The following is a 26,299-nucleotide window of genomic DNA, read 5'->3' as shown; positions in this document are numbered from 1 at the left end:
GGGGGGGGGGGCTTACGCGCCCCCCCCCCCCCCGCAGCTTTATTCACCCACCCCCCGCCCCCCCCCCCCCACCCCCCCCAACACCGGCGGCCCGGCGTGTTTTTACCCGAACCCCGGCCGCTTCAGGTCACTTGGCACACACAGTTTTGTCGGCTTCGACCTTCTGGATGCCCTCCGGCGCCTTCGACGATCCACTGATGGGAACCCCGGCGCCCTTGAAGTCGCCGCCGAGCGTCAGCTTGATCGCCGGGAGTCCCTGTGCGTTCTTCTCGCTCTCGCCGGGCTTCATCGCGGAGCCGGGCAGGCCCATGATGTCGGCGAGCCGCCGGGCCTGGTCGGCCTGGTCGGGCGCGTACTCCAGCGTCGTCTTCTTCATGTCCGACGGCGCGTTGCCGAGCTGGCTGGACTTGAGCACGCCCTCACTGTTCTGCAGCCACTCGAGAGTTGTCTGAGCGGCGCCGGCCTTGCCACTGCCGTTGTAGATGTTGACCCGCACCTCGGAGGGGTCCGCCTTGCTGCCCTTGAGGCGGGCGGCGATCGCGGCCTTCTCCTTCTTCTCCTTCTTCTTCACCTCGGTCAGCGACTCGTCGGCGCGCATCATGGAGAACAGCGGGTCGGCCTTGGCCTCGTTCACGACGACCGTGGCCTTGACCTTCTCCGTCGGGTTGTCGATCACCGGCACGGTCGCGAAGCTCAGGTTCTTCATGTCGAGCTTGCCCAACTCCATGCCCAGGTCACGGAGTTTCATTATGTCCGCGATCTTGGAGTCGACCGAGAGCGCCTCGGTGCCGGCCTCGGCGAGATCTATCATCTTCTTCGGGTTCGTGAGCGTGTCGTTCGACTTGAGCTTGCGCATCAGCGAGCTGAGGAACTGCTGCTGCAGCTCGATCCGGCTCAAGTCGCCGCCCGTGCCCACCGAATGCCGCGTACGGACGAATGCGAGCGCGTCCTCGCCCTCGATGGTGTGCTCGCCCTTGGACAGCTTCAGATGCGAGTCCGGGTCGTCGATGTCCTTCGCGAGACAGACGTCCACGCCGCCGACCGCGCTGGACAGCGTCTTGACCGCGTTGAAGTCGGCCACCATGAAGTGGTCGGGCACTATCCCGGTGATCTTCGTGACCGTACGCATCGTGCAGCTGGGCGTGCGCTCGCTCTGCCCCAGGCTCTCGTTGAAGCGGACGTCCTGGCTGCCCGGGATGGTCTTCTTGCTGCCGTCCTCCATCGTGGTCGGGCAGTCCGGAATATCCGTGATCATGTCGCGCGGGATGCTCAACGCGGTCGCGTTGGAGCGGTCCTTGGAGACGTGCAGCAGGATCGTCGTGTCGGCGTGACCGACGCTCTCCTTGTCGCCGTACTTGGTGTTGCCCTTGCCGGTGCGCTTGTCCGTGCCCATCACCAGGATGTTGATGGCCCGGTCCTTGCTGAAGCCGCCGGTTCCCGCGCCGTCGTCGGGGATCGAGGTGATGTTGTCGTTCAGGTGCTGGTACCAGAGGTACGCGCCCGCGCAGCCCGAGACCAGGACGAAGGCGAGCACACCGCCGGTCCACGTCAGGACCTTCTTGCCCTTGGACTTCTTCGGCTTCTGCTTGCGCCGGCCGCCCGCGGCCTCCGGCTGCGGAGCCCGCCGTCTGCGCTGGCCCGGCACCTGGTGCTGCTCGTGCTGCTCGTCACGGTGCTCGTCGCGTCGGCCACCGCGGCCGCGCGCTCCCGGGCGGGCCGCCGACCGTGAAGGTCTGCGCGGTCCGGGCACCGCCGACTGCCCTGCGGAAGGGCTCAGTCGCAGTTCGTAATCGCCGGTGTTCGGGTTGAGCACCCACTGGTCTGCGGGGTCGATGTTCTCCGCCCGCCCACGGCCTTGCGCGTCCACGGTTGTTTGCGTCCTCCGTCGGGGCCACGCGGCGCCTTTCCCCCCTCAGAAGGCGCTCGGTCAGTCGTCCAGCGGTGCGCGGCCACAAAGGGCCCGGCGCACCGGATCGCTCACACTATCCGCCCAGTTCAGCGCTGAACGACGCCGGTGACAAATTCCACTCCCCTACAACTGGGCAATCCGCCCCATTTCTTGATGCAGGGCGTCTTGCGTTTGAGGATGCCTTTACTTACAGGCCGTTCCGGCGGCCGTGTTGCCCCGGAATGTGGGAGCGGGACTCGGCGTAGGTGAGCGGTCGTCCGGCTTCTCGTCGCTCTCGTCGCTCTCGTCGTCCGACGAGTCGTCGGCGTCCTCGCGCGCCGTCTCTGCCGCTTTCTTGCGCGACACCTGAAGGGGTGCGTCGGTGCGCAGGCGCGTGAAGAGTTCGTCGGCAGCGGGCTCGACGAGTTCGTCGCGATTGGTGTCGTAGACATACGAGCGCCGGGGCACCGTGAGGAACTGCACCCGTTCTGTGGGGATGTTGCGCATACCGCGCACCAGTTCGTACAAATCACGCAAACTCGCAAGTCCCGGGTCCGTCGTCAGCGCGGAGGTCGCCGCGTCGAGAACCGGATACAGCTTGGCGGGATTGAGCAGGACGTCATTGCTCCGCACCTTGTTGACGAGCGCCGCGAGGAACTGCTGCTGACGGTCCATCCGGTCGGTGTCGCTGCCGTTGCCGATGCTCTTGCGGGCCCGCACATAGCCCAGCGCCTGCTCGCCGTTGAGGGTCTGCCGGCCCGCGGCCAGCTTCACCTTGGCGTCCTTGTCCCTGATCGGGGTCTTGAGGCAGACCTCCACGCCGTCGACCGCTTCGACCATGTCCTTGAATCCGGCGAAATCAATCACCACGTGGTGGTCGATCCGGATCCTGGTCAGCTTCTCGATCGTACGTATCGTGCAGGCCGTGCCGCCGAACTCGTACGCCCAGTTGAACTGCGCGAACTGGGCCCGCGTCCGCGACCCGTCGGGGCGGCGGCACCTGGGGATGTCCACCATCACGTCGCGCGGGATCGACACCGCCGTCGCGCTCTGCCGGTCGGCCGCCAGGTGCAGCAGGATCGTGGTGTCCGAGCGCTGGGTGCCCGGATCGCGGCCGTACTTCTTGTTGGCGGGGCCCGCCCGGGTGTCCGAGCCGATGAGCAGGATGTTCTGCGCGTCGTGCACCAGCGGGGTCGGGCGCTCCTTCTCGTAGCGCGCGAGCTCGGCGGCGGCGTCGGTGTCCTTGGTGATGTTGCCGTCGAGCTTGTTGTAGACCGCCCAGCCGGCGCCTGCCGTGCCGAGCACGACCGTGGCGGCCCCGATCGCCCGGCGGCGCCCCCCCCCCCCCCGCGGCCCCGCGACGCCCCCCCCCCCGGGGGGGGGGGCCCCGCCCGGGGGGGGGCGGGGGGGGCCCCGCGCCGCGCCCGGGCCCCCCCGCGCCCCCGGCCCGGCCCGACGCCCGCACCCGTGGGGCTTGAGCCCGCTCCGGGTGCGTACGTGGCCTTCGGCCCAGGCGGGGCGCCGTCCGGGTCCGGGCGATCCGGTCCGGAGGGCATGCCTGCGGTGTCGGTCACGTGTGCGTCCACCCCTCATGGCGACGTCGGTGCATGGTGCGCTCTTACGACCATGGACCTGCGCGGCGCCCGTGGCCTGCGGGCCAGGGTCCGGGGTGGGCCGAACGGGGGACGGTTACCGGGCGGTGCCGGCCACCGGTCCCCCGTGGTGTCGGGTCACTCGCCCGGCACGCTGTCGGTCACCCGCTCGTCGTCGGTCCGCTTGGCGAGGCCGCCGTCGGCGAGCCGGTCCAGGTGGCGGCAGAGCACCACGGATCCGCCCGCCGCGAGCGGGGCGTACAGACCGCAGCTCAGGCCCTCCCAGGTGTCGTACGACAGACCGGAGAGCAGCCGGGAGCCCGGCGCGAGCCCGCGCGCCGCGGCGTCGGCGCGGGCCCGCTCCACCAGCTCGGCGCCCGTCAGCTCGCCGGCGCCGGAGACCGCGAGGGCGGGCTCGTCCGGGTCCACGGGCGCGTACGGCGCGAAGCGGTCGCCCTGGCTCGGCACCTCGACCGCGTAGTCGGCGAAGCCCGCGGGCGGCTGCGGGAAGCGCCCGCCGAGCGGTCGCAGCGCAAGGGCGACGCGCTCCCCGGAGCAGGCGCGCGCCGCCTCCAGCGAATCGGGCCCGCTGACGACGAGGTCCGCCTTGGCCGGGTCGCCGCCGACGTCCGCGACGACGCCCACGGACGAACAGGCGAGCAGCCAGACGGCCGTCTGCCAGTGCGCGGGAAGCAGCAGCGCGAGCCGGTCGCCGGGCTCGGCGGCGAGATCGCCCTGGAGCAGATTGGCGGTCTTGGCCACCCAATTGGCGAAGGTGGCCACGGACAGTTCGACGCGCTCGCCCGTGGCGTCGTCGTAGAAGGTGATCAGCGGGCGGCCCGGGTCCGCGGCGAGCGCGGATCGCAGCAGGTCGGCAGGGGTGCGGTCGGTGGCGTTCACGGGCGCAAGGGTACGCGGGCGCCCGCGCGCCGCCCGGGGCGGCGGGGGAGTGCGGGCCACCGGTTCGGCCGAGTCGAGCCGACGGTCCGTCAGTTCCCCGATGGACAGAAGTATCCAGATATGCCAACTATCAGACGTATGCGTGGATTTCTTGCTTCCTCGATCGGCGTCACGTGCGCGGCCGTCCTGGCCCTTCCCCTCACCCTGCCGTCGTCCGGCGCCCGCGCGGCGACCCCGAACGCGGCATCGGTCCCGGCCGCGGAATCGGCCTCGGGCGCGGTCCCCGGCAGCACCCAGTCCCTCCGGCTCACCCCACTCGATTCCGACCGGGCCCTGCATGCGGGGCCCTCCCGCGAGCAGGGTCTGCTCCGGCGCGAGGTCCGTCCCTTCTCCCTCGTCGGTGTCATCTGGGACGACCCGGACGCCGAACTGCACGGCAGCGTCCAGGTCCGCACCCGCGGGTCGGGCACCGGCACCTGGTCCTCCTGGCAGGACCTGGAGACCCACAACCACGAGCACGCCGCCGACCCCGACGCCGCCGAGCGCACCTCGGGCAGGGTCCGCGGCTCCACGGCACCGCTGTGGGTCGGCGACTCGGACGGCGTCGAGATCCGGGTACGGGCGGAGGCGGAACGGCCGGGTTCCGACCGGCCGGGTTCCGACCGGCCGGGTTCCGACCGGCCGGGTGCCGCGGAGCCGCAGCACCGGGCAGCGGCCGCCCCGCCCCGGGAGTCCCCGCTCCCCAAGGGCCTGCGCCTCGAACTCGTCGACCCCGGCGCCGAACCGCCCCCGCAGGGCTCCCCGGTCGACGGCCCCCGCGGCACGCCCCTGACCGCGGAGACCGCCGCCGCGTCCGCGGTCAACGCCGACCTCGTCCCGCTCGGCGCGGCCGTCATCCCGGCGCTCGGCAAGAAGGAGACGGAGTCCGACCTGATCGCCGCGCACGGCGGCGCGGAGGAGGCGGGCCAGAAGGTCAGGCCCTTTGTCGGGCCACGTCCGCGCATCATCACGCGCAGGGGCTGGGGCGCGAACGAGAAGCTCCGCGAGAGGGACTTCGCGTACACGAAGTCCGTGAAGGCGGCCTTCGTGCACCACAGCGCGTCGGGCAACAACTACCGCTGCTCACAGGCCGGATCCGTACTGCGCAGCATCTACCGCTACCACGTCCGGAGCAGCGGCTGGCGTGACTTCGGCTACAACTTCGCCGTCGACAAGTGCGGAAACATCTACGAAGGACGTGCCGGAGGTGTGGCAAAGCCAGTCCTCGGGGCCCACACTCTCGGTTTCAACACCAAGAGCATGGGCATCGCCGTCCTCGGCTCCTTCGGCTCGGCCAACCCGCCGAAGGCCGCCGTGAAGGCCATCGCCCGGCTGACCGCTTGGAAGCTCGGCCTGTACGGCGCGAACCCGCGCGGAACGACATACCTGAAGTCCGGCGGTGGAAATCTGTACAGGAAAGGCAGGAACGTCCGGCTGCGGGTGATCTCCGGGCACCGTGACGGCTTCGCCACGGAATGCCCCGGGATTCGCCTGTACAAGAAGCTGGGCACGGCCCGGTCCGCCTCGGCCCGCTACCAGGGCCGCTGAGGCCGGCGCCCACCGCACGACCGGTACCACAGCGCACACCGCACGACCCGCACAGCGCACTGCACGATCTGCAAAGCCATCTGCATACACTGGCCGGCCGCGACTCAAGTTCGGCCGGCCCCAGCAGGAAGCAGAGACGACAGGTGACAGAAGCGATCCTCCTGGTCGGCGGCAAGGGCACCCGGCTGCGTCCGCTCACGGTGCACACCCCCAAACCGATGGTCCCGGCCGCGGGCGTCCCGTTCCTCACCCACCAGCTGGCGCGGGCCCGCGCGGCGGGCGTGGAGCACATCGTCCTGGCGACCTCCTACCTCGCCGAGGTCTTCGAGCCGTACTTCGGAGACGGCTCGGCACTCGGCCTCCACATCGAGTACGTCACCGAGACCGAGCCCCTGGGCACGGGCGGCGCGATCCGCAACGTGGCGTCGCGCCTCCACTCGGCACCGGACGAACCGGTCCTGATCTTCAACGGCGACATCCTCACGGGCCTGGACATCCGCGCCCTCGTCGCGACCCACGAGGACTCGGGCGCGGACGTCTCCCTCCACCTCACGAAGGTCGACGACCCGCGCGCGTACGGCCTGGTCCCCACGGATCCGACGGGCCGCGTGACGGCCTTCCTGGAGAAGCCCCAGACCCCCGAGGAGATCGTCACCGACCAGATCAACGCGGGCGCGTACGTGTTCCGCCGCTCGGTCATCGACACGATCCCCGAGGGCCGCCCGGTCTCGGTCGAACGCGAGACGTTCCCCGACCTGCTGGCCTCCGGCGCGCACCTCCAGGGCATGGTCGACTCGACGTACTGGCTCGACCTGGGCACCCCGCAGGCCTTCGTACGCGGTTCGGCTGACCTGGTCCTCGGCCGCGCCCCCTCCCCGGCGGTCCCCGGCCGCTGCGGCGACCGCCTGGTCCTGCCATCGGCGACGGTGGCCCCCGACGCGAAGCTCACGGGCGGCACGGTCGTCGGCGAGAACGCGGTGATCGGCGCGGGCGCCCGGGTGGACGGCAGCACGGTCCTGTCCGGCGCCGTCATCGAACCGAACGCGGTCGTCACGGACTCCCTGATCGGCGCGGGCGCGAAGATCGGCGCCCGCTCGGTCCTGGCGGGTGCGGTGATCGGCGACGGCGCGGTGGTCGGCGCCGACAACGAGCTCAGGGACGGGGTACGGGTGTGGTGCGGGGCGGAGCTGCCCGCGGGGGCGGTGCGGTTCTCCTCGGATCAGTGACCCCGTCGGATCAGTGACCTCCTCGGATCAGTGACCCCGTCGGATCAGTGACCTCCTCGGATCAGTGACCTCAGGGGGCGAGAACCCCCTACCCTCGGACAGATGTCATCCCGTTTCGCCCCGCGTCCCACCCGCACCACCGTGCGCGGCGGCGAAACGGCGATCCCCCAGGGGATGCCCCGCCAGGCCACGGCGTCCAGGACCCGCACCTGGACCCCGCCCTACCCCCTGGACCTGGGCCTGACCCTGGGCCCGCTGCGAAGGGGCCCCTCGGACCCCACGTTCCGTACGACACCGGACGGCTCGGCCTGGCGGGCGAGCCGCACGCCGGACGGTCCTGGCACCCTCAGGGTCGCGGCGCGGTCCGGAGCAGCAGAGGCGGAGGCCTGGGGCCCGGGAGCCGACTGGCTCCTGGACCGGCTCCCGCACCTCCTCGGCGATGCGGACGCCCCGGAGGACTTCACCCCCCGCCACCGCCTGCTCGCAGCGACGGCGCACCGCCGCCCCGGCCTCCGCCTGACCCGTACGGGACTGGTCCTGGAGTCCCTGATCCCGTCGATCCTGGAGCAGAAGGTCACGACGGACGAGGCGTACCGCGCCTGGCGTCTGCTGGTCCGCAAGTACGGCGAACCGGCGCCGGGCCCGACACCCCCCGAACTCCGCCTGCATGTCATGCCGGACCCGAGGACCTGGACGCTGATCCCGTCCTGGGAGTGGCACAAGGCGGGCGTGGACAACAAGCGCGCGTCGGCGATCCTGCGCGCGGCGCGGGTGGCGGCCCGCCTGGAGGAGGCGGCGGCGATGGAACCGCTCCAGGCCCAGGCCCGCCTGGAACTCATCCCGGGCATCGGCCCCTGGACCTCGGCGGAAACCGTCCAGCGCAGCAACGGCGCCCCCGACGCCGTGACGGTCGGCGACCTCCACCTGCCCGGCATCATCGGCTACGCCCTCGCAGGCGACCGCAGCGCGGACGACGAGGCGATGCTGGCCCTCCTGGAGCCGTACGCGGGCCAACGCCACAGGGCGGCCCGCCTGACCCTCCTGAGCGGCAGAACACCACCGCGCAGGGAGCCACGCATGCGGGTCGGCAACATCGCGCCCCTCTAGGGGCGCGGGGCTGTGACATGTGCGGCTCCGCCGCGGGGCGCGACAAGCCCCCACGAGCCCGCAGCCGAGGAACAGAGGCGAGTCACCGCACCTCGACGAAGTCCCCCGCATCCCGCCCGACCCGAGCCGCAGGCTCACCCGCAGGATGACCCACAGCAACGGCCCCCATCGGATCCCAGGACCCCGGCAGCCCAAGAACGTCCCGTACGACATCCCGGCAGAACATCGTCGACGAAACCCAGGCGGAGCCAAGCCGCTCCCCGGCAAGCGCGACAAGGAAGTTCTGCACCCCGGCCCCGGCGGCGACGACGAACATCTCCCGCTCAGCAGCGTCACGCCTCGCATCCCCATACGTATGCGAGCCGTCCATCACCAGACAAGGCACCACCAGATAGGGCGCCTTGCGCAGAACATCGCCACGCCGAACCCGCTTCGCGATGGACTCCGAAGACTTCCCGTCCCGCTCCAGGTCGGAGACCCACGCGTCCCGCATCGCGTCGAGCAGCCGCACCCGCGACTCCGCGGACTCCAGGAGCACGAACCGCCACGGCGTCGTGTGATGCGGCGCGGGCGCGGTCACGGCCGCCGCCACGGCCCGCCGCACCGCCCCCGGATCGACCTCCTCGTCGGTGAACTCCCGCACGGTCCGCCGCTGCGTCACCGCTTCCCGCACGGCCTCGGACGTACCGAGCCGGAACATGTCGTCACGCGAGCCCCGCACCATGGCGCGGGCCCCTTCATCGGTCTCCCCGGTCCCGCCCACGACATGCGGCAGCCCGCGGACCACCGCGACCGGCAGCCCGCCGGCCTTCCCCTTGGCCAGATCCCCGGCGGCGGAGAGCTCGTCCGCGGTGGCGACGACGGTCGCGCTCAGCGGATTGCCGTACGCGTCCACGCCGCCCCGCAGGTCGTTGAGGACCCGCACGCCCGCCGCCCCGATGGCGACATCGGTGACCCCGGCGCGCCAGGGCCGCCCGAAGGTGTCGGTGACGACGACACCGACGTCCACGCCCAGCGCGTCCCGCAGGCCGTCGCGCACGGCGCGGGCCGAGGCGTCCGGGTCCTCGGGCAGCAACAGCACGGTCCCGGAAGGGGTGTTGGAGGCGTCGACACCGGCGGCCGCCATCACGAGCCCCTGCCGGTTCTCGACGATACGAAGGGTCCCGCGCCGCGCGACCACCCGCACCGTCTCGCTGTCGATGGCCGCCTCGCGGTCCGCGGCCTCGACGATCCGCCCCTCGGCCTTGCTGACGATCTTCGAGGTGACCAGGAGCACGTCCCCGTCGGCGAGCCCCGGCTCGGCGGCGGCGATCAGCTTGGCGATGTCGTCGCCCTGCCGCACCTCGGGAAGGCCGGGCACCGCCCAGACACGGAACGAGCTCACGCGCGCACCGCCTCCGCGAGGTCGAGCGCGGCCCGCGCCATCTCGGCGGTCGCGTCGACGTCGGTCATCATCAGCGGAATGGCCCGGCAGCGGATGCCCGCCGACTCGACCCGCTCCACGGAGCCCTCGTCCACGGTGTCGACGAGCCAGCCGTCGAGCAGCCCCGAGCCGTAGTGCTCGGCGACCGCGGCGGCCGTCGACTCCACGCCCACGGCGGCGAGCACCTTGTCGGCCATGCCCCGCACGGGCGCGTCCCCGACGATGGGGGAGAGCCCGACCACGGGCACGCCCGCATCCGCGATGGCCTCGCGGATCCCCGGGACGGCGAGGATCGTCCCGACACTCACCACGGGGTTGGACGGCGGGAAGAGCACGACGTCGGCCTCGGCGATGGCTTCGAGGACACCGGGCGCGGGCTTGGCCTGGTCCGCGCCGACCGGCACGACGGCGTGCGCGTCCACGGAGGCCCGCAACCGCACCCAGTACTCCTGGAAGTGCACGGCCTTCTGCTCGCCGTCGACGGTGACGGCGACATGCGTCTCGACGCGGTCGTCGGACATCGGGATGAGGCGCACTCCGGGCTGCCACCGCTCGCACAGCGCTTCGGTGACGGCGCTGAGCGGGAATCCGGCGCCGAGCATCTGCGTCCGCACGATGTGTGTGGCGAAGTCCCGGTCACCGAGCCCGAACCACTCGGGCCCGACTCCGTAGGCGGCGAGCTCTTCCTTGACCTTGAACGTCTCGTCGGTGCGGCCCCAGCCCTGTTCTTCGTTGATGCCGCCGCCCAGCGTGTACATCACGGTGTCGAGGTCGGGGCAGACCTTCAGACCGAACAGGTGAATGTCGTCACCGGTGTTGCCGATGACCGTGACGTCCGCGTCAGGCGCGGCCTTCTTGAGCCCGCGAAGGAAACGGGCGCCGCCGATACCGCCGGCCAGTACCACAATGCGCATGGGGCCAAGCATGTCAGGCGGGTACGACACCGCGTCAGGCGGTCACGACATCTCCGGCCACCGGCTCGCCGGCGCTCACGCCGCACTGCGCCGCGTGCATCGGCATGTCGGTCAGGCCGGGGTAGTAGATGTGCAGGCTGACGGCCGGTTCCAGGGAGTCGTTCACGACCTCGTGTACGTAGCCGGGCGCGAACACCCTCCCCCACTCTCGGCTGCGCTCGAGCGGGGGGACCCCCTCGGCGCCCGCGCCGAGCGCACGCCGACCGCGTGCCGAATACTCCGTCAGCTCGCCCTCGAGGACGGTCAGTACGCCGGACGAGCGGCCGTGGTCGTGCAGCCCGCTGCCCTGTCCCGGCACCCAGGAGAGCAGCCACACCTCGTAGCCGGGCCCGGTGCGCAGGCGGTGGTACCAGCGGCTCGTCGCGTCGTACTCGACGAGATGGGCCCACTGCGCGCGGTCGGCCGCGATGGTGCGGGCCAGGCCCGCGAATTCGGCCACGGTCGCCGGGTGTTCCCGGGCGGGCTGCAGGAGGTGGGTGACTTCGAGGATGTCGCCGGCGATCTGGAGGTCGCTGTCGCTGTTCATCGTGCGGTGGTTCCTCAACGTGAGTGCTGGGGTGTCGCGGAAGGGAAGCGGTGGAAGCGTTGAGGCTCTGGAAACGGCTCTACGGAGTGGCGCGTTTCGAGCGGTTCAACAGCTGGAAGCGGGTGGCTCAACAGCTGGAACAGGAACAGCGACAGCGCGCGTGGGCAGCACCGAGGAGCCCGCTGCTGCGGGTCGTCGAGAGTGCCAAGTTTGCGAGCATGCCCACCAGAACAGCGGCTCACACCTTCTCTGTCAACTCGTTGTCCGGTATGTGGGATATGTTTCACCTCATCCGGTTGCTCTCCGAGGTGAAAGGTTTGTGCATCCGGCGGACGGGACACATCGCGCTTCAACCGGCGCGTAAACCCCGACGTGATCCCGTGACCCGAATGTGATCCCCTTCGCTTCGGCGGACCGGTTGCAACGGGACTGATCTCCGCGACGTCCTTCCCTGATGGGAGGCGGTCGCGGGGCTCCTCGAGATGGGTCACTGGCAAGTGTCGGGGTTTATGTCGATTTGAACACTTTCCGCATAGCCTTGGTTCCGCAGAGTGAATAAGGGACCCAATAGCAGATCTCGGCTTGACTGGCCCGGATCGGCACACTTGTAATTTCACTCGTGTCGTTCAGCCGAAATCGGTAACGGCAGCACCACGGGGACGCACGTACAGACGAGGGGCGCACATGACCGAGCTGGTTCAGGAACTGCTGGTCGAGGACGCGGACGAGGAACTCGGCTGGCAGGAGCGCGCGCTGTGCGCCCAGACAGATCCCGAATCCTTCTTCCCCGAGAAGGGCGGCTCCACGCGCGAGGCCAAGAAGGTCTGCCTCGCCTGTGAGGTCCGCTCCGAATGCCTTGAGTACGCACTCGCCAACGACGAGCGATTCGGCATCTGGGGCGGTCTGTCGGAGCGCGAACGCCGCCGCCTGAAGAAGGCCGCCGTCTGAACGCCGACAGGTTCCGCCCGACCAAACGGCACACACCCCTACGTAAGGAACGGCCCGTCGCCCGTGGGATATCCACAGGCGGCGGGCCGTTGTGATGCCAGCCGTTAGTGTGGGGCCCCGTCCGAGACGCCCCGGCGCCCCCATGAAGCGCAGGCGTCCACCGCAGTCCATCGAACCGGGGCCCGTACCTCGATGTCCGTGCACAGCCATTCGGCAGCCAGTCACCACGACGCTGCCGCACCTGAGTTCCCGCGGCACGTTGTCACCGCCGTGATCGTCTCCCACGACGGCGCCCGCTGGCTGCCCGACGCCCTCGCCGGACTGCTCGGCCAGGAGCGTCCGGTGCAGAACGCCGTGGCCGCAGACACCGGCAGCGCGGACGACTCCGCCCGCCTCGTCACCGAGGCCCTCGGCCCCGACCGCGTCCTGCATCTGGCCCGGCGCTCCGGCTTCGGCACCGCCGTCGACGAGGCGAACCGCACCGCCGGCGTACTGACCCCGGAAGAGCTGCCCTATCTGAAGCGCCCCAGCGGCTGGGACCCGGTCAGCAGGTCCTGGCGCGACGACGCCTACGACCTGCCGGAACTGCCGCACGGCGAGCCCGAGCAGTGGCTGTGGCTGCTGCACGACGACTGCGCGCCCGAGCCCGGCGCGCTCGCCGAACTGCTCCGCGTCGTGGAGAACGAACGCGAGGTCGGCAAGGACGTCGCGATCGTCGGCCCCAAGCTGCGCGGCTGGTACGACCGCAGGCAGCTCCTGGAAGTCGGCGTCTCCATCGCCAACAGCGGCCGCCGCTGGACCGGCATCGACCGCCGCGAACAGGACCAGGGCCAGCACGACCACGTACGGCCCGTCCTTTCGGTGTCCACGGCCGGCATGCTGATCCGGCGCGACGTCTTCGACCAGCTCGGCGGCTTCGACCGGCGCCTCCCGCTGATGCGGGACGACGTCGACCTGTGCTGGCGCGCCCAGGCCGCCGGACACCGCGTCCTCGTCGCCCCCGACGCCGTCGTACGGCACGCCGAGGCATCGTCGCGCGAGCGCCGCACCGTCGACTGCGTCGGGCGTACGTCGACGTCGCCGCACCGCGTGGACAAGGCGGGCGCCTCGTACACGCTGCTGGTCAACGCCCGTACGGCCGTGCTGCCCTGGGTGCTGTTCCGGCTCGTGGTGGGCACCGTCCTGCGCACCGTCGCGTATCTGGTCGGCAAGGTCCCCGGGCAGGCGGTCGACGAGGTCGCGGGTCTCCTGGGGACGCTGCTGCGGCCCGGAAGGATCCTCGGCGCCCGTAAGAAGCGCGGCAAGCCGGTGGTCGAAGCCGCCGAGATGCGGCCGCTCTTCCCGCCGCCGGGCGCCACCGTGCGCGCCACCGTCGAACAGGTCGCGGGCAACATCGTCGGCCGCTCCGACCCCGAGGCCGTCACCGGCGCGGGCCGGCACGGCGCCGTCGAGTCCGGTCCCGGCGGGGACGACGCCGACTTCCTGGAGGTCGAGCAGTTCGCGCGCCTCAAGCGCATCGCCCGCAAGCCGGGACCGATGCTCTTCGTAGTGCTGCTCTTCGCCTCGCTCATCGCCTGCCGCCAACTCCTCGGCAGCGGAGCGCTCGCGGGCGGCGCACTGCTGCCCGCGCCCGCCGACGCCGCCGGGCTCTGGTCGCGCTTCCTGGACGCCTGGCATCCCGTGGGGACCGGCGGCACCCAGGCGGCGCCGCCGTATCTCGCGCTCGTCGCGGGGCTCTCCTCGCTGCTGTTCGGATCCACCGGGCTCGCCGTCACGGTGCTCCTGGTCGGCTCGGTGCCGCTTGCCGGGTTCGCCGCCTACTTCGCGTCCCGGCCGCTGGTCGAGTCGCGCCTCCTGCGCGCCTGGGCCTCGGTCGCCTACGCCTTCCTGCCGGCCGCCACGGGCGCGCTCGCGGGCGGCCGCATCGGCACCGCCGTCCTCGCGATCCTGCTGCCGCTCATCGCCCGCGCGGGCGTCGCGGCCAGTGGCCTCGCCTCTTCTGAGGGCACGCGCGGGAGCTGGCGCGCCACGTGGGCGTACGCACTGCTCCTGACGCTCGCCACCGCCTTCACGCCGATCGTGTGGCCGATCGCCCTGGTGCTCGGCCTCGCACTCCTCGCGGTGCGCCGGGGCGACATCACCGCGTACGGACTGCGCTTCCTGGCGGGGCTCGGCACTCCGATCCTGATCCTCGCCCCCTGGTCGCTCTCGCTGCTGCCCTTCGGCTTCTTCCGTGAGGCGGGCCTCGAGTTCGGCACGGGCTCCGCGAGCGCGCTCGACCTGCTCGGGGGCAGCCCAGGCGGTCCAGGGACCGTGGACGGGCTGCTGCTCATCGGCATCGTGCTCGCCGCCCTGGCCGCGCTGCTGCGCACCGAGCGGCAGTTGGCGGTCCGCACCGCGTGGGTCGTCGCACTGGTCGCGCTGGTCTTCGCCGCCCTTTCGAACGGCTCGGCCTGGGCCGGACCCGCCACGCTCGGCTACGGCATCGCGCTCCTTGCCGCCGCCGCGCTCGGCGCCGACGGTGCACGCACGCGTGTCGCCGAGCAGAGCTTCGGCTGGCGCCAGCCGGTCGCCGTCCTCATCGCGTTCGCGGCGGCCGCCGGGCCGCTGCTCGTCGCCGCCGGGTGGATGATCCGAGGCGCCGACGAACCCCTGGAGCGCCGTGACCCGGTGCAGGTGCCCGCGTTCGTCGCCGAGGAGAGCGGCACGCAGGACCAGGCCCGCACGCTCGTCCTGGACAGCGAGTCGGAGGGACAGGTCGCGTACTCGCTCGTACGGGGATCGGGCTCCCGGCTCGGCGACGCCGAACTCGCCGATGCCGGCGGCTCGAACAAGCACCTCGACAAGATCGTCGCCCGCCTCATCGCGGGCTCCGGAGCCGACCAGGCCGACCAGCTCGGCGGCTTCGCCGTGCGCTACGTCCTCGTACGCGACGGTGCGCCCCGCCAGATGAGCCGCGTCCTGGACGCGACGCCCGGCCTCACCCGGCTCAGCCAGGAGGACGGCAGCGCCCTGTGGCGCGTCGATCTGCAGGTCGCGCGCGCGGCGATCGTGCCCGAGACCGGCGATCCGCTGCCGGTCGCGGCGGGCCCGGTCGAGCTGCACACGAACATCCCGGCCGGCGAGGAAGGCCGCACCCTGCGGATCGCCGACGCCGCCGACGAGGGCTGGACGGCCACCCTGGACGGCAGCCCGCTGACCAGGACCACGCTGGACGGCTGGGCGCAGGGCTTCGAACTGCCCGCCACCGGTGGCCGCCTGGACGTCACGTTCGAAGGCTCGGCGGGCCACACCGGATGGCTGTGGGCGCAGGGCGCGATGGCCGTCGTCCTGGTGGTGCTCGCGCTGCCGGGCCGCCGCCGCGACGTGGACGACGACCTCCCCGAAGAGGCCGTCATCCCGGCCCAGCCCGTCGAGGGCGAGGGGCGCAGGGCGCGCAGGCTGCGGGCCCAGAACGAGCAGGCCGCGGCCGAACAGGCCGCCCAGGAGGGCACGGTGCCGGACGGCGCGGGCACGCCGCCTCCTCCTCCGCCTCCTCCTTCGGAGGAGGCCCTTGCCTCGGTTCCGCAGCAGCAGTCGCCCTCGCAGTCGTACGAGGAATGGGAGGCCCCGGCTCACGCGGGCGCCGACCACGGCACGTACGAGGGCGGCGGGCAGCAGTACCAGGACGCGCAGTACCCGGCGGGCTCGTACGACGGGTCCGGCTACCAGGCCGACCCCTATCAGGGGGGCCAGTACGACCCGTACGCCTACGGAGGGGCGCAGGGCGGCGCCGAGCAGTACGAGCAGTCGTACGACGCGACGTACGGACAGCAGCAGCCCCCGATGCCGCCGCTGCCCCCGCAGCCGCCGCACAGCCCCGACAGTGAGCGCCCCGACGGGAGCCAGCAGTGAACCGCACCACCCAGTCCCTGATCGCCGCCGTGGCCGCCCTGGCGGCCGTCACCGGGTTCGCCGCGGCCAACGTGCCCGACGGCTCGGCCGACGACGGCGCGAAGGCGGCCGCCCGGCTGCCCGTCGAGCGCACCAGCCTGCTCTGCCCGGTGCCCAGTTCGTCGGACCTCGCCGAGACGTCGTACACGGCGTTCACCCCGGAGTCGAAGGGCTCCGAAGAGGCGGGCAAGGCGGAACTGCTGCCCGCCACCCGGGCGTTGACGGAAGCCGCCGTCAAGGGCGACGAGCAGGACAAGAAGAAGGCCGTCAAGCCGTTCCTGACCCCGAAGAAGCCGGGCGAGCCCGTCGCCGCCGAGGAGTCCGGGGCAGAGTCGCCGGCGCTCATCGGTACCGCCGACGGCAGGCTCGCCCCCGGTTGGACCGTCCAGCAGACCACCACGTACGCGGCGGGCAGTGGCCGCGGCGTCCAGGGCGCCAACTGCGCCGCGCCCGACACGGACTTCTGGTTCCCCGGCGCGAGCACCGCCAAGGACCGCAGCGACTACGTCCACCTGACCAACCCGGACGACTCGGCGGCCGTCGTCGACATCGAGCTGTACGGCCCGGACGGCCCCATCAAGTCCGAGGTGGGGGAGTCGATCCAGGTCCAGCCGAACGGCAGTGTCCCGGTCCTGCTCTCCACGCTCATCCCCAAGGAGCACACGAACCTCACGCTGCACGTCACCGCGCGCAGCGGCCGGGTCGCGGCCGCCGTGCAGGCGTCGGACGACAAGCTCGGCGGCGACTGGCTGCCCCCGTCCGCCGACCCCGCAGGCCGCGTGGTCCTGCCCGGCATCCCCAAGGACGCCACTTCGGTACGTCTGGTGGCCTTCGCGCCCGGCACCGACGACGCGGACCTGAAGGTCCAACTGGCCTCGCCCAACGGCTCGATCAGCCCGGCAGGACACGCCACCCTGCACGTCAAGTCCGGCATGACGACCGCCGTGGACCTCGGCGACGTCACCAAGGGCGAGGCGGGCTCCCTGGTCCTCACGCCGACCGAGGACGCGGTGCCGGTGGTGGCGGGCCTGCGGGTCGTCCGCGGCAAGGGCTCCGACCAGGAGACGGCGTTCATCCCGGGGACGAGTGCGGTGGGCACGCGCGCGACGGTGGCCGACAACCGCTCCAAGGGCTCCACGCTGTCGCTGGTCGCCCCGGGCAAGACGGCCAAGGTGAGGGTCACGGCGTCGCAGGGCACCGAGGGCGGCAGGCCGGCCACGAAGACGTACACGGTCAAGGGCGGCACGACCCTGGGCATCAAGCCCCCCGTCCCGGCCGGCCTCAAGGGCGCGTACGCCCTCACGGTGGAACCCCTGTCGGGCGCCGAGGTCTATGGCTCCCGCATGCTGGAGATCCCGGAGGACGGCGTCCCCGGCTTCACCGTCCAGACCCTGCCGGACGACCGGGGCATGGTGTCGGTGCCGAAGTCCGAGCAGGACCTGACGGTGCTGCAGAAGTAGGTTTGCGCGGCTACGGGGAGGCGGGTGGTGCGGGGAGGGACCTTCAGTCTTCCCCGTACCGCGGGTCCACCGACTCGGGTGAGAGCCCGAGCAGTTCGGCGACCTGCTCGACCACCACTTCGTGGACGAGCGCGGCCCGCTCCTCCCGCCCCTTGGTGCGGATCTCGACGGGCCGCCGGTAGATGACGACCCGGGCGGGCCGCCCCTCGGCGGCCTCGATCGTGCCTCCCAGGGGCACGGCCTCGTCGCTCCAGTCGCCGTCCTCCCCGCCCAGCGGCGGCACCTCGAGCACGAGGAAGTCGATGTCGCTCAGCTGCGGCCACCGCCGCTCGAGCCGCTCCACGGAGTCCTGCACGAGGTCGGTGAAGACTTCGGCGCGGCTGGCCGAGAGCGGCACCTGGGGCGGCGCGACGGGGCCGCGCATGCCCCTGCCGTGGCGGTCGCGGCGGCGGGGCCTCGGCTCTGCGGAACGGGGCTGTACGGGGTCGTCCATCACTGACGAAGCGTAGTCCTCGAGATCGCCGATTCCGCACAGCTTGCGCCCGGCTTCCGCCTTGCGTCCGTGCCGCTTCCGAACGGAGCACCCCATGTCGCCCGATGACCGTTCCGGCCAGGCTTGAGCCCGATTCCGTATCTCTCCCGGACCGTCGATCTCGCGATGAATGACGGGAAATGAACCAAGTGGTGACCGGATTCAACACCACGCGCCCCTGTGGCCCCAGGCGTCACCGCAGGTCAGCGAGGTGCCGTGCTGACGCGTCGTGTCGGGGATCACAGCGCGACACGGTGGGGTGACCTCGGGGAGAGTCGTCGCGGCCCGCTCAAGAGTGCGGTACCGTCCAACATCGTGAGCCCTGTACGTCGCTGTTCGCGCACCGCTTGCGGCCGTCCTGCCGTCGCGACGCTGACGTACGTCTACGCCGACTCGACCGCGGTCCTCGGCCCCCTCGCCACCTACGCCGAACCCCACTGCTACGACCTGTGCGCCGAGCACTCCGAGCGCCTCACCGCGCCCCGTGGCTGGGAGGTCGTCCGGCTCGCCGACGCCTCGGGTCCGGCCCGCCCCAGCGGTGACGATCTCGAAGCGCTCGCCAACGCGGTGCGCGAGGCCGCGCGGCCGCAGGAGCGCGCGGCGGAGGCCGGCGGTTCGGGCCCGCGCACGGCCGACCCGATGGAGGTCGCACGCCGCGGCCACCTCCGGGTGCTGCGCTCGCCGGATTCCTGAGCGTCCTTCTCTGTAGACCGCCTCCGTAGCCCGCCTCCGTAGCCCGCTCCGTAGAGCCCCTCTTCGTAGATCGCTGTCTTCGTAGGCGCCTGTCGTTTATCGCTGAACAATTTCTCGTGCACGACCCATTGACGTGCCCATGCCGTCGACACGACCATTCCCCCACTTGTGAGAGATCACCTTCCGCATCACGGAAACCGGGGAGTCGTCCGTGTACGTGCAGCAGCTGGAGCCCGTGGCCGACTCGCTCGGCCTGTCCGCCCTCATCGCGACCCTGCCCCTCCTCACCGTTCTCGTCCTGCTCGGCGCCGTCCGCATGAAGGCTCACCACGCGGGCCTCATCGGACTCGGCGTCGCCGCCCTGGTCGCCTGGCTCGCGTACGGCATGCCGCTCGGCCAGACCGCTTCCAGTGCCGCGCAAGGGGCCCTCTTCGGTCTCTTCCCCATCCTGTGGATCGTCGTCAACGCCCTGTGGGTGTACCGGATGACGGTGCGCACCCGGCACTTCGACATCCTGCGCCGCTCCTTCGGACGGCTCTCCGACGATCCCCGCATCCAGGCCCTCGTCATCGCCTTCTGCTTCGGGGCACTCCTGGAGGCACTCGCCGGCTTCGGGGCGCCCGTCGCGATCTGCGCGGTGATGCTGGTGGCGCTCGGCTTCGACCCCGTGAAGGCCGCCGTCGTCGCCCTCGTGGCCAACACCGCGCCCGTGGCCTTCGGCGCCATGGGCACCCCCGTGGTGACGCTCGCCCAGGTCACCGGGATCCCGCTGGACACCGTCGCCACCGTCGTCGGCCGCCAGACACCGCTGCTCGCCCTGGTGGTGCCGCTGCTCCTGGTCGGCCTGGTGGACGGGCGGCGCGGGCTTCGCGAGACCTGGGTGCCCGCCCTGGTGTGCGGATTCGCCTTCGCCGCCGCGCAGTTCGCCGCGTCCAACTACGTCTCCGCCCAACTGGCCGACATCGGGGCGGCGCTCGCCGGCGCGGGCGCCCTCGTGGCGGTGCCCAGCGCGCGCAAGGCCGCGGCGGAACCCGTACGCGCCGCGGTCCTCACCGGCGTACGCAGCGAGGACCTGGACCAGGACGACCCGCGCCCCGAGATCCTGCGCGCCTACGCCCCGTACGCGCTCATCGTCGCCATCTTCTCCGTCGCCCAGATCCCGCCCGTGAAGGATCTGTTGGTGAAGGCGACGCGCACCTTCGACTGGCCCTTCCTGAACGTCGGCAACCCGGACGGCGACCCGGTCGGCGGCAACCTCTTCTCGCTGCCGCTGGTGGCGACGGGCGGCACCCTCGTGCTGCTCGCCGGAGTGGGCACGGCGGCCGTCATCGGGGTGCACGCGCGCGTGGCCGTGAAGGAATGGCTGGCGACGGTCCGCGAACTGCGGTTCGCGATCCTGACCGTGACCTCCGTGCTCGCTCTCGCGTACGTGATGAACCTGTCCGGGCAGGCCGCCACCATCGGCCACTTCGTGGCGGCGGCGGGCGCGGGGCTCGCCTTCCTCTCGCCGGTGCTCGGCTGGTTCGGCGTGGCCGTCTCCGGCTCCGACACCTCGGCCAACGCGCTCTTCGGCGCGCTCCAGGTGACGGCGGCTCAGCAGTCCGGGCTCTCGCCCGAGCTGCTCGCGGCCGCCAACAGCTCGGGCGGCGTCCTCGGCAAGATGATCTCCCCGCAGAACCTGACGATCGCGTGCGCGGCGGTCGGGCTCGCGGGCAAGGAAGGCGACCTGCTGCGCAAGGTACTGCCGTGGAGCATCGGCCTGTTGCTGGTGATGTGTCTGATCGTGGTGGGGCAGAGCACGGCGGTGCTCGGCTGGATGCTGCCGTGACACCGGTGGATGCCGCCGTGAACACCGGCTCGAGCCACTCACAGCTGGTTGTCAGCCGTTGCGGGTAGTTTGGGGTGACCGACGAGTACTTGGTGACCGACCAGTGCTCGACGAATACTTCCGAGACCGCTGAACTCGCAGAACCTGCAGAGAGGGTTGGCCGTGACTGCTGATCTGTCCCAGATCGTGAAGGCGTACGACGTGCGCGGGGTCGTCCCGGACCAGTGGGACGAGTCACTGGCCGAGCTGTTCGGGGCGGCCTTCGCGAAGGTGACGGGCGCGGACGCGATCGTGACCGGGCACGACATGCGGCCCTCGTCGCCGGGCCTCTCGCGGGCCTTCGCACGCGGGGCCGCGGCGCTCGGCGTGGACGTCACGGAGATCGGCCTCTGCTCGACGGACCAGCTGTACTACGCGTCGGGGGCGCTGAACCTGCCGGGCGCGATGTTCACGGCCTCGCACAACCCGGCGCAGTACAACGGCATCAAGATGTGCCGCGCGGGCGCCGCCCCGGTCGGCCAGGACACCGGCCTCGCCGACATCCGCGCCCTGGTGGAGGGCTGGACGGAGACCGGCGCCCCGGAGCCCGCGGCCACGCCCGGCACGCTCACCGGGCGGGACACCCTCAAGGACTACGCGGCGCATCTGCGCGGCCTGGTGGACCTGACGTCCATCCGCCCGCTCAAGGTCGTCGTCGACGCGGGCAACGGCATGGGCGGGCACACGGTCCCCACGGTCTTCGAAGGCCTGCCCCTCGACGTCGTCCCGATGTACTTCGAGCTGGACGGCACGTTCCCCAACCACGAGGCCAACCCCCTCGACCCGAAGAACATCGTGGACCTCCAGAAGCGGGTGCGCGCCGAGGGCGCCGACCTCGGCATCGCCTTCGACGGCGACGCGGACCGCTGCTTCGTGGTCGACGAGAGCGGCGACCCGGTGTCCCCCTCGGCCATCACGGCCCTGGTCGCCGCGCGCGAGCTCGCGCGCAACGGCGGCAAGGGCACCGTCATCCACAACCTCATCACCTCCTGGTCGGTCCCCGAGGTCGTCCGGGAGAACGGCGGCTCGCCGGTCCGCACGCGCGTGGGGCACTCCTTCATCAAGGAGGAGATGGCCAAGACGGGCGCCATCTTCGGCGGCGAGCACTCGGCGCACTACTACTTCCGCGACTTCTGGAACGCGGACACGGGCATGCTCGCCGCGCTCCACGTCCTCGCCGCGCTCGGCGGCCAGGACGGCCCGCTGTCGGGCCTGGTCGCCCAGTACGACCGCTATGCGGGTTCCGGAGAGATCAACTCCACGGTCGACGACCAGTCGGCCCGCCTCGCGGCGATCAAGTCGACGTACGAAGGCCGCGAGGGCGTCACCCTCGACGAACTCGACGGCCTCACGGTGACGGCCACCGACTGGTGGTTCAACGTCCGAGCCTCCAACACGGAACCGCTGCTCCGCCTGAACGTGGAGGCAAGGGACGAGCCCACGATGACAAAGACCCGGGACGAGGCCCTGGCCATCATCAGGGCCTGATCCCCGCGGGTCTGTGTGCAGGCGCCCCGGGCCGCTCCTCCCCACGTCCGCCCGCGTGTTTGTGGGCAGGCGCCCCCGGCCGCATCACTCCACCCCCGTCCCGCCACGTTTGTGGGCAGGCGTTCCGCACGGCGGAACGGGTGGGCACAAACGCCCACCGGGTCGCACCCGAAGAACGACCGCAAGCCCCACCGGGGGCCGGGGCGCAGCCCCACCCGAACGCACGCCAAGGCTCCCGGCAGCACAAGCCCAGGCCCCCGGCCAGCGGTACGCTGACCAGGCCACATCCCCCGCCCCACCGCACCCCGAAGGGACCCACCCCATGCCGCTCGAAGCCGGCCTCCTGGAGATCCTCGCCTGCCCGGCCTGCCACGCCCCCCTCAAGGAGGCGGACACGGAGCTGGTCTGCACGGCGGACGCCAAGGCCTGCGGCCTCGCGTACCCGGTCCGCGACGGCATCCCCGTCCTCCTCGTGGACGAGGCCCGCCGCCCGGCGTAACAAACCGCCCGCAGCACCCGCAGGGACCCGCACCCGGCGATCGGAGGCCTGACCCCCATGCTCGACGAATCGCTGCTAGACGCCCCAGAGGCACTCGCCGTGGCCGACCGCCGCGGCCTGCTCCGCGGCGCCGCGGAGGCGGGCGCCCGCGTCCGCACCGCGGTCCGGCACGCGACCGAGGCCGGACTCACGCAGCTCAAGCCCGACGGCCGCCCCCGCTCCATCCTGATCGCGGGCCCCGGCACGGCGGCCACCTGCGTCGCCGACCTGCTCGGCACACTCGCGGGCGCCGGCTGCCCCGTGATCCGCCTGGCCCCCACGGGCGTCGCCGCCGCCGCGGGCGCCCTGCGCTGGGCGCTGCCCGGCTGGGCGGGCTCCGTGGACCTGCTGCTCATCACCACGCCGGACGGCACGGAACCGGGCCTCTCGCTCCTCGCCGAGCAGGCCTACCGCCGCGGCTGCACGGTCGTCGCCGTGGCCCCCGCCCGCTCCCCGCTGGCCGAGGGCGTCGAGGGCTCGCACGGCCTCACCGTCCCGATGGCGACATCCCCGTACGGAGAATTCGAGGCCCCGCACGACGGCGAGCGGGCCTCCGAGGCATACGAGGCACGCCGCCTGGAGGACGAGGCCGCGGCCGCCGCCCCCGCCACCCTGTGGGCCCTGCTCACGCCCCTCCTGATCCTCCTGGACCGCACGGGCCTGATCACCGCCCCGCCCGAGACCCTGGAGAAGATCGCCGACCGCCTCGACAGCGTCGCGGAACGCTGCGGTCCGGCCATCGCGACGTACAGCAATCCCGCCAAGACCCTCGCCGCCGAGCTCGCCGATGCCCTCCCGCTGATCTGGACCGAGGGCCCGCTCGCGGGCCCCGCGGGCCGCCGCTTCGCCGCCACGCTCGCCGAGCTCGCCGGACACCCGGCGCTCGCCGCGCAGCTCCCTGAGGCGCTGCCCGCGCACGGCGCCCTGCTCGCCGGCGATCTCGCCCCGAGCGCCGACGGCGACGACTTCTTCCGCGACCGCGTCGAGGACCCCCAGTCGCTGCGCGCCCGCGTCGTCCTGCTCCGCGCAAGCCCCGTGGAAGCCGGCGGCCTCACCGCCGCACCCGCGGCCCGCGAACTCGCGCACAGCCACGACATCGCGATCAGCGAGCTCGAACCGGAGGACGGCGAGGAGCTGGAAGCCCTCGCCGACCTGATCGCCGTCACGGATTTCGCCGCCGTTTACCTGGCGCTCGCCCCGAGGGACCGATCATGACCCCAGCCCGGTCAACCGGCCCGGTCATGACCTGAGACCCGCATCGCGCACGAGCACAAGAGCAGACGAGCGCACGCACGTACGTAAGGGAGAACCCCTCCGTGGACCGCCTCACCAACACCATCCGCCCCTACGCCTGGGGTTCCACCACCGCCATCGCGGAGCTGCTCGGCGTCGAGTCGACCGGCGAGCCGCAGGCCGAGATGTGGATGGGCGCCCACCCGGGCGCGCCCTCGCGCACCGCGCGCGGCCCGCTCAACGAGGTGATCGGCGAGGACCCGGAGCACGAGCTCGGCAGGGCGGCGGTCGCCGAGTTCGGCCCGCGCCTGCCCTTCCTCCTCAAGATCCTCGCCGCCGGAGCGCCGCTCTCCCTCCAGGTGCACCCCGATCTGGAGCAGGCGAAGGAGGGGTACGAGGACGAGGAGCGCCGCGGCGTCCCGATCGACGCCCCGCACCGCAACTACAAGGACGCCAACCACAAGCCCGAACTGATCTGCGCGCTCACGGAGTTCGACGGCCTGTGCGGCTTCCGCGACCCCGTCGAGACCGCGGATCTCCTCGCCGGTCTTGGCGTCGACTCCCTCAAGCCGTACGTCGACCTGCTGCACGCCAAGCCCGAAGAGGCCGCCCTGCGCGAGGTCCTGACGGCCGTTCTGAGCGCCGACCCCGAGCAGATGGCCGCGACCGTCTCCGAGGTCACCGCCGCCGCCGAGCACCTGGGCGGCGCCTACGCCCCGTACGCCGGAATCGCGCACCACTACCCCGGCGACCCGGGCGTCATCGCCGCGATGCTGCTCAATTACGTCCAACTGCAGCCCGGCGAGGCCCTGTTCCTCGGCGCCGGCGTCCCGCACGCCTACCTCGACGGCCTCGGCGTCGAGATCATGGCCAACTCGGACAACGTGCTGCGCTGCGGCCTTACCCCCAAGCACGTCGACGTACCCGAACTCCTGCGCATCGTCCGCTTCGAGGCGACCGACCCCGGCGTGCTGCGCCCGGAGGCCTCGCCCGACGGCGAAGAGGTCTACGACACCCCGATCGACGAGTTCCGCCTCTCCCGCTTCGTGCTGCCCGAAGGCGGCGCGCGGCACGACCTCACGGCCGGCACACCGCAGATCCTGCTCTGCGTCGCGGGCTCGGTCCGCGTGGGCGACGCCGGACAAGTCGGCCCGGGGGAGTCCGTGTTCGTCTCCGCGGGCGAAAAGGCCGAAGTGTCCGGAGTCGGCACCCTCTTCCGGGCCACTGTGGTGGCCTGACACACCACGAGTCGCCCGTGCTGCAACAATGACCCACCGCAAAGGACGGGCAAAGCCGCGTCCGGACGGCGATGGACGATGAACGTACGCAGGCGAAGGGACAACGGGCACACATGAGCGCGTCAGGCGGAACAAAGGCGATTGTCGCGGCACTCGCCGCGAACCTCGCGATCGCGGTGGCGAAGTTCGTCGCGTTCCTCTTCAGTGGCTCGTCGTCGATGCTCGCCGAGAGCGTGCACTCGCTGGCGGACTCGGGCAACCAGGGGCTGCTGCTCCTCGGCGGCAAGAAGGCACAGCGCGAGGCGACGCCGCAGCACCCCTTCGGCTACGGCCGCGAGCGCTACATCTACGCCTTCCTGGTCTCCATCGTGCTCTTCTCGGTCGGCGGCATGTTCGCGATCTACGAGGGCTACGAGAAGATCAAGCACCCGCACGAGATCGAGGCCTGGTACTGGCCGGTCGGCGTCCTGGTGTTCGCGATCATCGCCGAGAGCTTCTCCTTCCGTACGGCCATCAAGGAGTCCAACCACACGCGCGGCAACCTCACCTGGACGCAGTTCGTCCGCCGCGCGAAGGCCCCAGAGCTGCCCGTCGTACTCCTTGAGGACCTGGGCGCGCTGGTCGGCCTGATCCTGGCCCTCGTCGGCGTCAGCCTCGCGCTCGCCACGGGCGACGGCGTCTGGGACGGCATCGGCACGCTCTGCATCGGCGTCCTGCTCATCCTGATCGCGATCATCCTGGCCGCGGAGACCAAGTCCCTGCTCCTGGGCGAGGCCGCGGGCACGGAAGAGGTCGAGAAGATCGAGAAGGCCCTGGTCGACGGCGACACGGTCACCCGCGTCATCCACATGCGCACGCTGCACCTCGGCCCCGAGGAACTCCTCGTCGCCGCCAAGGTCGCGGTGCAGCACGACGACACGGCCACCGAGGTCGCCAACGCGATCAACGCCGCCGAGGAGCGCATCCGCGCGGCGGTCCCGATCGCCCGCGTGATCTACCTGGAGCCGGACATCTACAGCGAGACGGCAGCGGCCGAGGGCACCAATCCGGCGAAGTAGCGGTTTTCTTGGTACGTACGTCGATGGGGGGGCGCGCCCGCCGCCGAGCGACCGGCCGCGCGGGCGGGCGCGCGACAAAAACAAAGCG

Annotated in this window: 20 protein-coding genes; 13 read left to right on the top strand and 7 right to left on the bottom strand. The window is 71.8% G+C overall.

Annotation, left to right across the window (positions count from 1 at the left end):
* Positions 1-127: 127 nt before the first annotated feature.
* From ACFWY6_RS24765 to ACFWY6_RS24755, 3 genes are all read right to left on the bottom strand, one after another.
* Positions 128-1,867: an LCP family protein gene (locus ACFWY6_RS24765; RefSeq protein ID WP_384694248.1), complete on the bottom strand. Its 1,740-nt coding sequence runs from the start codon at positions 1,865-1,867 to the stop codon at positions 128-130.
* Between the two features lie 225 nt (positions 1,868-2,092).
* Positions 2,093-3,193: an LCP family protein gene (locus ACFWY6_RS24760; RefSeq protein ID WP_384694246.1), complete on the bottom strand. Its 1,101-nt coding sequence runs from the start codon at positions 3,191-3,193 to the stop codon at positions 2,093-2,095.
* A gap of 425 nt (positions 3,194-3,618) precedes the next feature.
* Positions 3,619-4,380: a TIGR03089 family protein gene (locus ACFWY6_RS24755; protein WP_384694243.1), complete on the bottom strand. Its 762-nt coding sequence runs from the start codon at positions 4,378-4,380 to the stop codon at positions 3,619-3,621.
* A 138-nt stretch (positions 4,381-4,518) separates the two neighbouring features.
* Here ACFWY6_RS24755 and ACFWY6_RS24750 point away from each other — a divergent pair, with 138 nt between their 5' ends.
* The 3 genes from ACFWY6_RS24750 (at position 4,519) to ACFWY6_RS24740 (ending at position 8,300) form a co-directional block, all read left to right on the top strand.
* On the top strand, positions 4,519-5,967 hold the full coding sequence (locus ACFWY6_RS24750) for an N-acetylmuramoyl-L-alanine amidase (RefSeq protein WP_384694240.1): 1,449 nt from the start codon (positions 4,519-4,521) through the stop codon (positions 5,965-5,967).
* Between the two features lie 143 nt (positions 5,968-6,110).
* Positions 6,111-7,193, top strand: a complete 1,083-nt coding sequence (locus ACFWY6_RS24745) for a sugar phosphate nucleotidyltransferase (protein ID WP_384694237.1) — start codon at positions 6,111-6,113, stop codon at positions 7,191-7,193.
* A gap of 102 nt (positions 7,194-7,295) precedes the next feature.
* Entirely contained in the window at positions 7,296-8,300 is a 1,005-nt protein-coding gene (locus tag ACFWY6_RS24740; RefSeq protein WP_384694234.1) for a DNA-3-methyladenine glycosylase family protein, read from the top strand.
* A gap of 82 nt (positions 8,301-8,382) precedes the next feature.
* On the opposite strand, the gene ACFWY6_RS24735 is transcribed toward ACFWY6_RS24740, so the two are convergent.
* The 3 genes from ACFWY6_RS24735 to ACFWY6_RS24725 are packed head-to-tail and all read right to left on the bottom strand — an operon-like array spanning position 8,383 to position 11,223.
* The gene (locus ACFWY6_RS24735) at positions 8,383-9,684 is read right to left on the bottom strand and encodes a coenzyme F420-0:L-glutamate ligase (protein ID WP_384694232.1); all 1,302 of its coding nucleotides are present in this window, start codon (positions 9,682-9,684) and stop codon (positions 8,383-8,385) included.
* On the bottom strand, positions 9,681-10,637 hold the full coding sequence (gene cofD, locus ACFWY6_RS24730) for a 2-phospho-L-lactate transferase (RefSeq protein WP_384694230.1): 957 nt from the start codon (positions 10,635-10,637) through the stop codon (positions 9,681-9,683). The genes ACFWY6_RS24735 and cofD overlap by 4 nt, the downstream gene beginning before the upstream one ends.
* 34 nt (positions 10,638-10,671) lie before the next feature.
* Positions 10,672-11,223 (bottom strand): cysteine dioxygenase, encoded by a 552-nt coding sequence (locus tag ACFWY6_RS24725; RefSeq protein WP_384694226.1) that lies wholly within the window; start codon positions 11,221-11,223, stop codon positions 10,672-10,674.
* A gap of 684 nt (positions 11,224-11,907) precedes the next feature.
* On the opposite strand from ACFWY6_RS24725, the gene ACFWY6_RS24720 reads away from it, so the two are divergent.
* The 3 genes from ACFWY6_RS24720 to ACFWY6_RS24710 all read left to right on the top strand — a co-directional run bounded on the left by ACFWY6_RS24720 (position 11,908) and on the right by ACFWY6_RS24710 (position 17,564).
* The gene (locus tag ACFWY6_RS24720) at positions 11,908-12,171 is read left to right on the top strand and encodes a WhiB family transcriptional regulator (protein ID WP_016642094.1); all 264 of its coding nucleotides are present in this window, start codon (positions 11,908-11,910) and stop codon (positions 12,169-12,171) included.
* Positions 12,172-12,363: 192 nt separating this feature from the next.
* Positions 12,364-16,065, top strand: coding sequence for a glycosyltransferase family 2 protein (locus ACFWY6_RS24715; RefSeq protein WP_384694223.1), 3,702 nt, complete (start codon positions 12,364-12,366; stop codon positions 16,063-16,065).
* Complete coding sequence (locus tag ACFWY6_RS24710) at positions 16,062-17,564, top strand: DUF5719 family protein (RefSeq protein ID WP_384694222.1); 1,503 nt, start codon at positions 16,062-16,064, stop codon at positions 17,562-17,564. The genes ACFWY6_RS24715 and ACFWY6_RS24710 overlap by 4 nt, the downstream gene beginning before the upstream one ends.
* Positions 17,565-17,607: 43 nt before the next feature.
* On the opposite strand, the gene ACFWY6_RS24705 is transcribed toward ACFWY6_RS24710, so the two are convergent.
* A complete protein-coding gene (locus tag ACFWY6_RS24705; protein WP_266866261.1) occupies positions 17,608-18,057 on the bottom strand; it encodes a metallopeptidase family protein in 450 nt (149 codons plus the stop codon).
* A 354-nt stretch (positions 18,058-18,411) separates the two neighbouring features.
* Here ACFWY6_RS24705 and ACFWY6_RS24700 point away from each other — a divergent pair, with 354 nt between their 5' ends.
* The 7 genes from ACFWY6_RS24700 (at position 18,412) to ACFWY6_RS24670 (ending at position 26,211) form a co-directional block, all read left to right on the top strand.
* Positions 18,412-18,789: a DUF3499 domain-containing protein gene (locus tag ACFWY6_RS24700; protein ID WP_209446223.1), complete on the top strand. Its 378-nt coding sequence runs from the start codon at positions 18,412-18,414 to the stop codon at positions 18,787-18,789.
* Between the two features lie 211 nt (positions 18,790-19,000).
* Positions 19,001-20,617 carry an L-lactate permease gene (locus ACFWY6_RS24695; protein WP_384694219.1) on the top strand — a complete coding sequence of 539 codons (1,617 nt, stop codon included), beginning with the start codon at positions 19,001-19,003 and terminating at the stop codon, positions 20,615-20,617.
* A 162-nt stretch (positions 20,618-20,779) separates the two neighbouring features.
* Positions 20,780-22,144, top strand: coding sequence for a phosphomannomutase/phosphoglucomutase (locus ACFWY6_RS24690; RefSeq protein WP_384694216.1), 1,365 nt, complete (start codon positions 20,780-20,782; stop codon positions 22,142-22,144).
* Between the two features lie 322 nt (positions 22,145-22,466).
* Positions 22,467-22,643 carry a Trm112 family protein gene (locus ACFWY6_RS24685; RefSeq protein WP_266866267.1) on the top strand — a complete coding sequence of 59 codons (177 nt, stop codon included), beginning with the start codon at positions 22,467-22,469 and terminating at the stop codon, positions 22,641-22,643.
* Between the two features lie 57 nt (positions 22,644-22,700).
* Entirely contained in the window at positions 22,701-23,897 is a 1,197-nt protein-coding gene (locus ACFWY6_RS24680) for an SIS domain-containing protein (protein ID WP_384694212.1), read from the top strand.
* Between the two features lie 101 nt (positions 23,898-23,998).
* Positions 23,999-25,153: a mannose-6-phosphate isomerase, class I gene (manA, locus tag ACFWY6_RS24675; RefSeq protein ID WP_384694210.1), complete on the top strand. Its 1,155-nt coding sequence runs from the start codon at positions 23,999-24,001 to the stop codon at positions 25,151-25,153.
* A gap of 113 nt (positions 25,154-25,266) precedes the next feature.
* Positions 25,267-26,211 (top strand): cation diffusion facilitator family transporter, encoded by a 945-nt coding sequence (locus ACFWY6_RS24670; RefSeq protein WP_384694207.1) that lies wholly within the window; start codon positions 25,267-25,269, stop codon positions 26,209-26,211.
* Positions 26,212-26,299: the final 88 nt, after the last annotated feature.

This window comes from Streptomyces sp. NPDC059037, from assembly GCF_042740015.1.
Lineage (GTDB): Bacteria > Actinomycetota > Actinomycetes > Streptomycetales > Streptomycetaceae > Streptomyces.
This window is presented reverse-complemented; position numbering and strand designations above follow the sequence as displayed.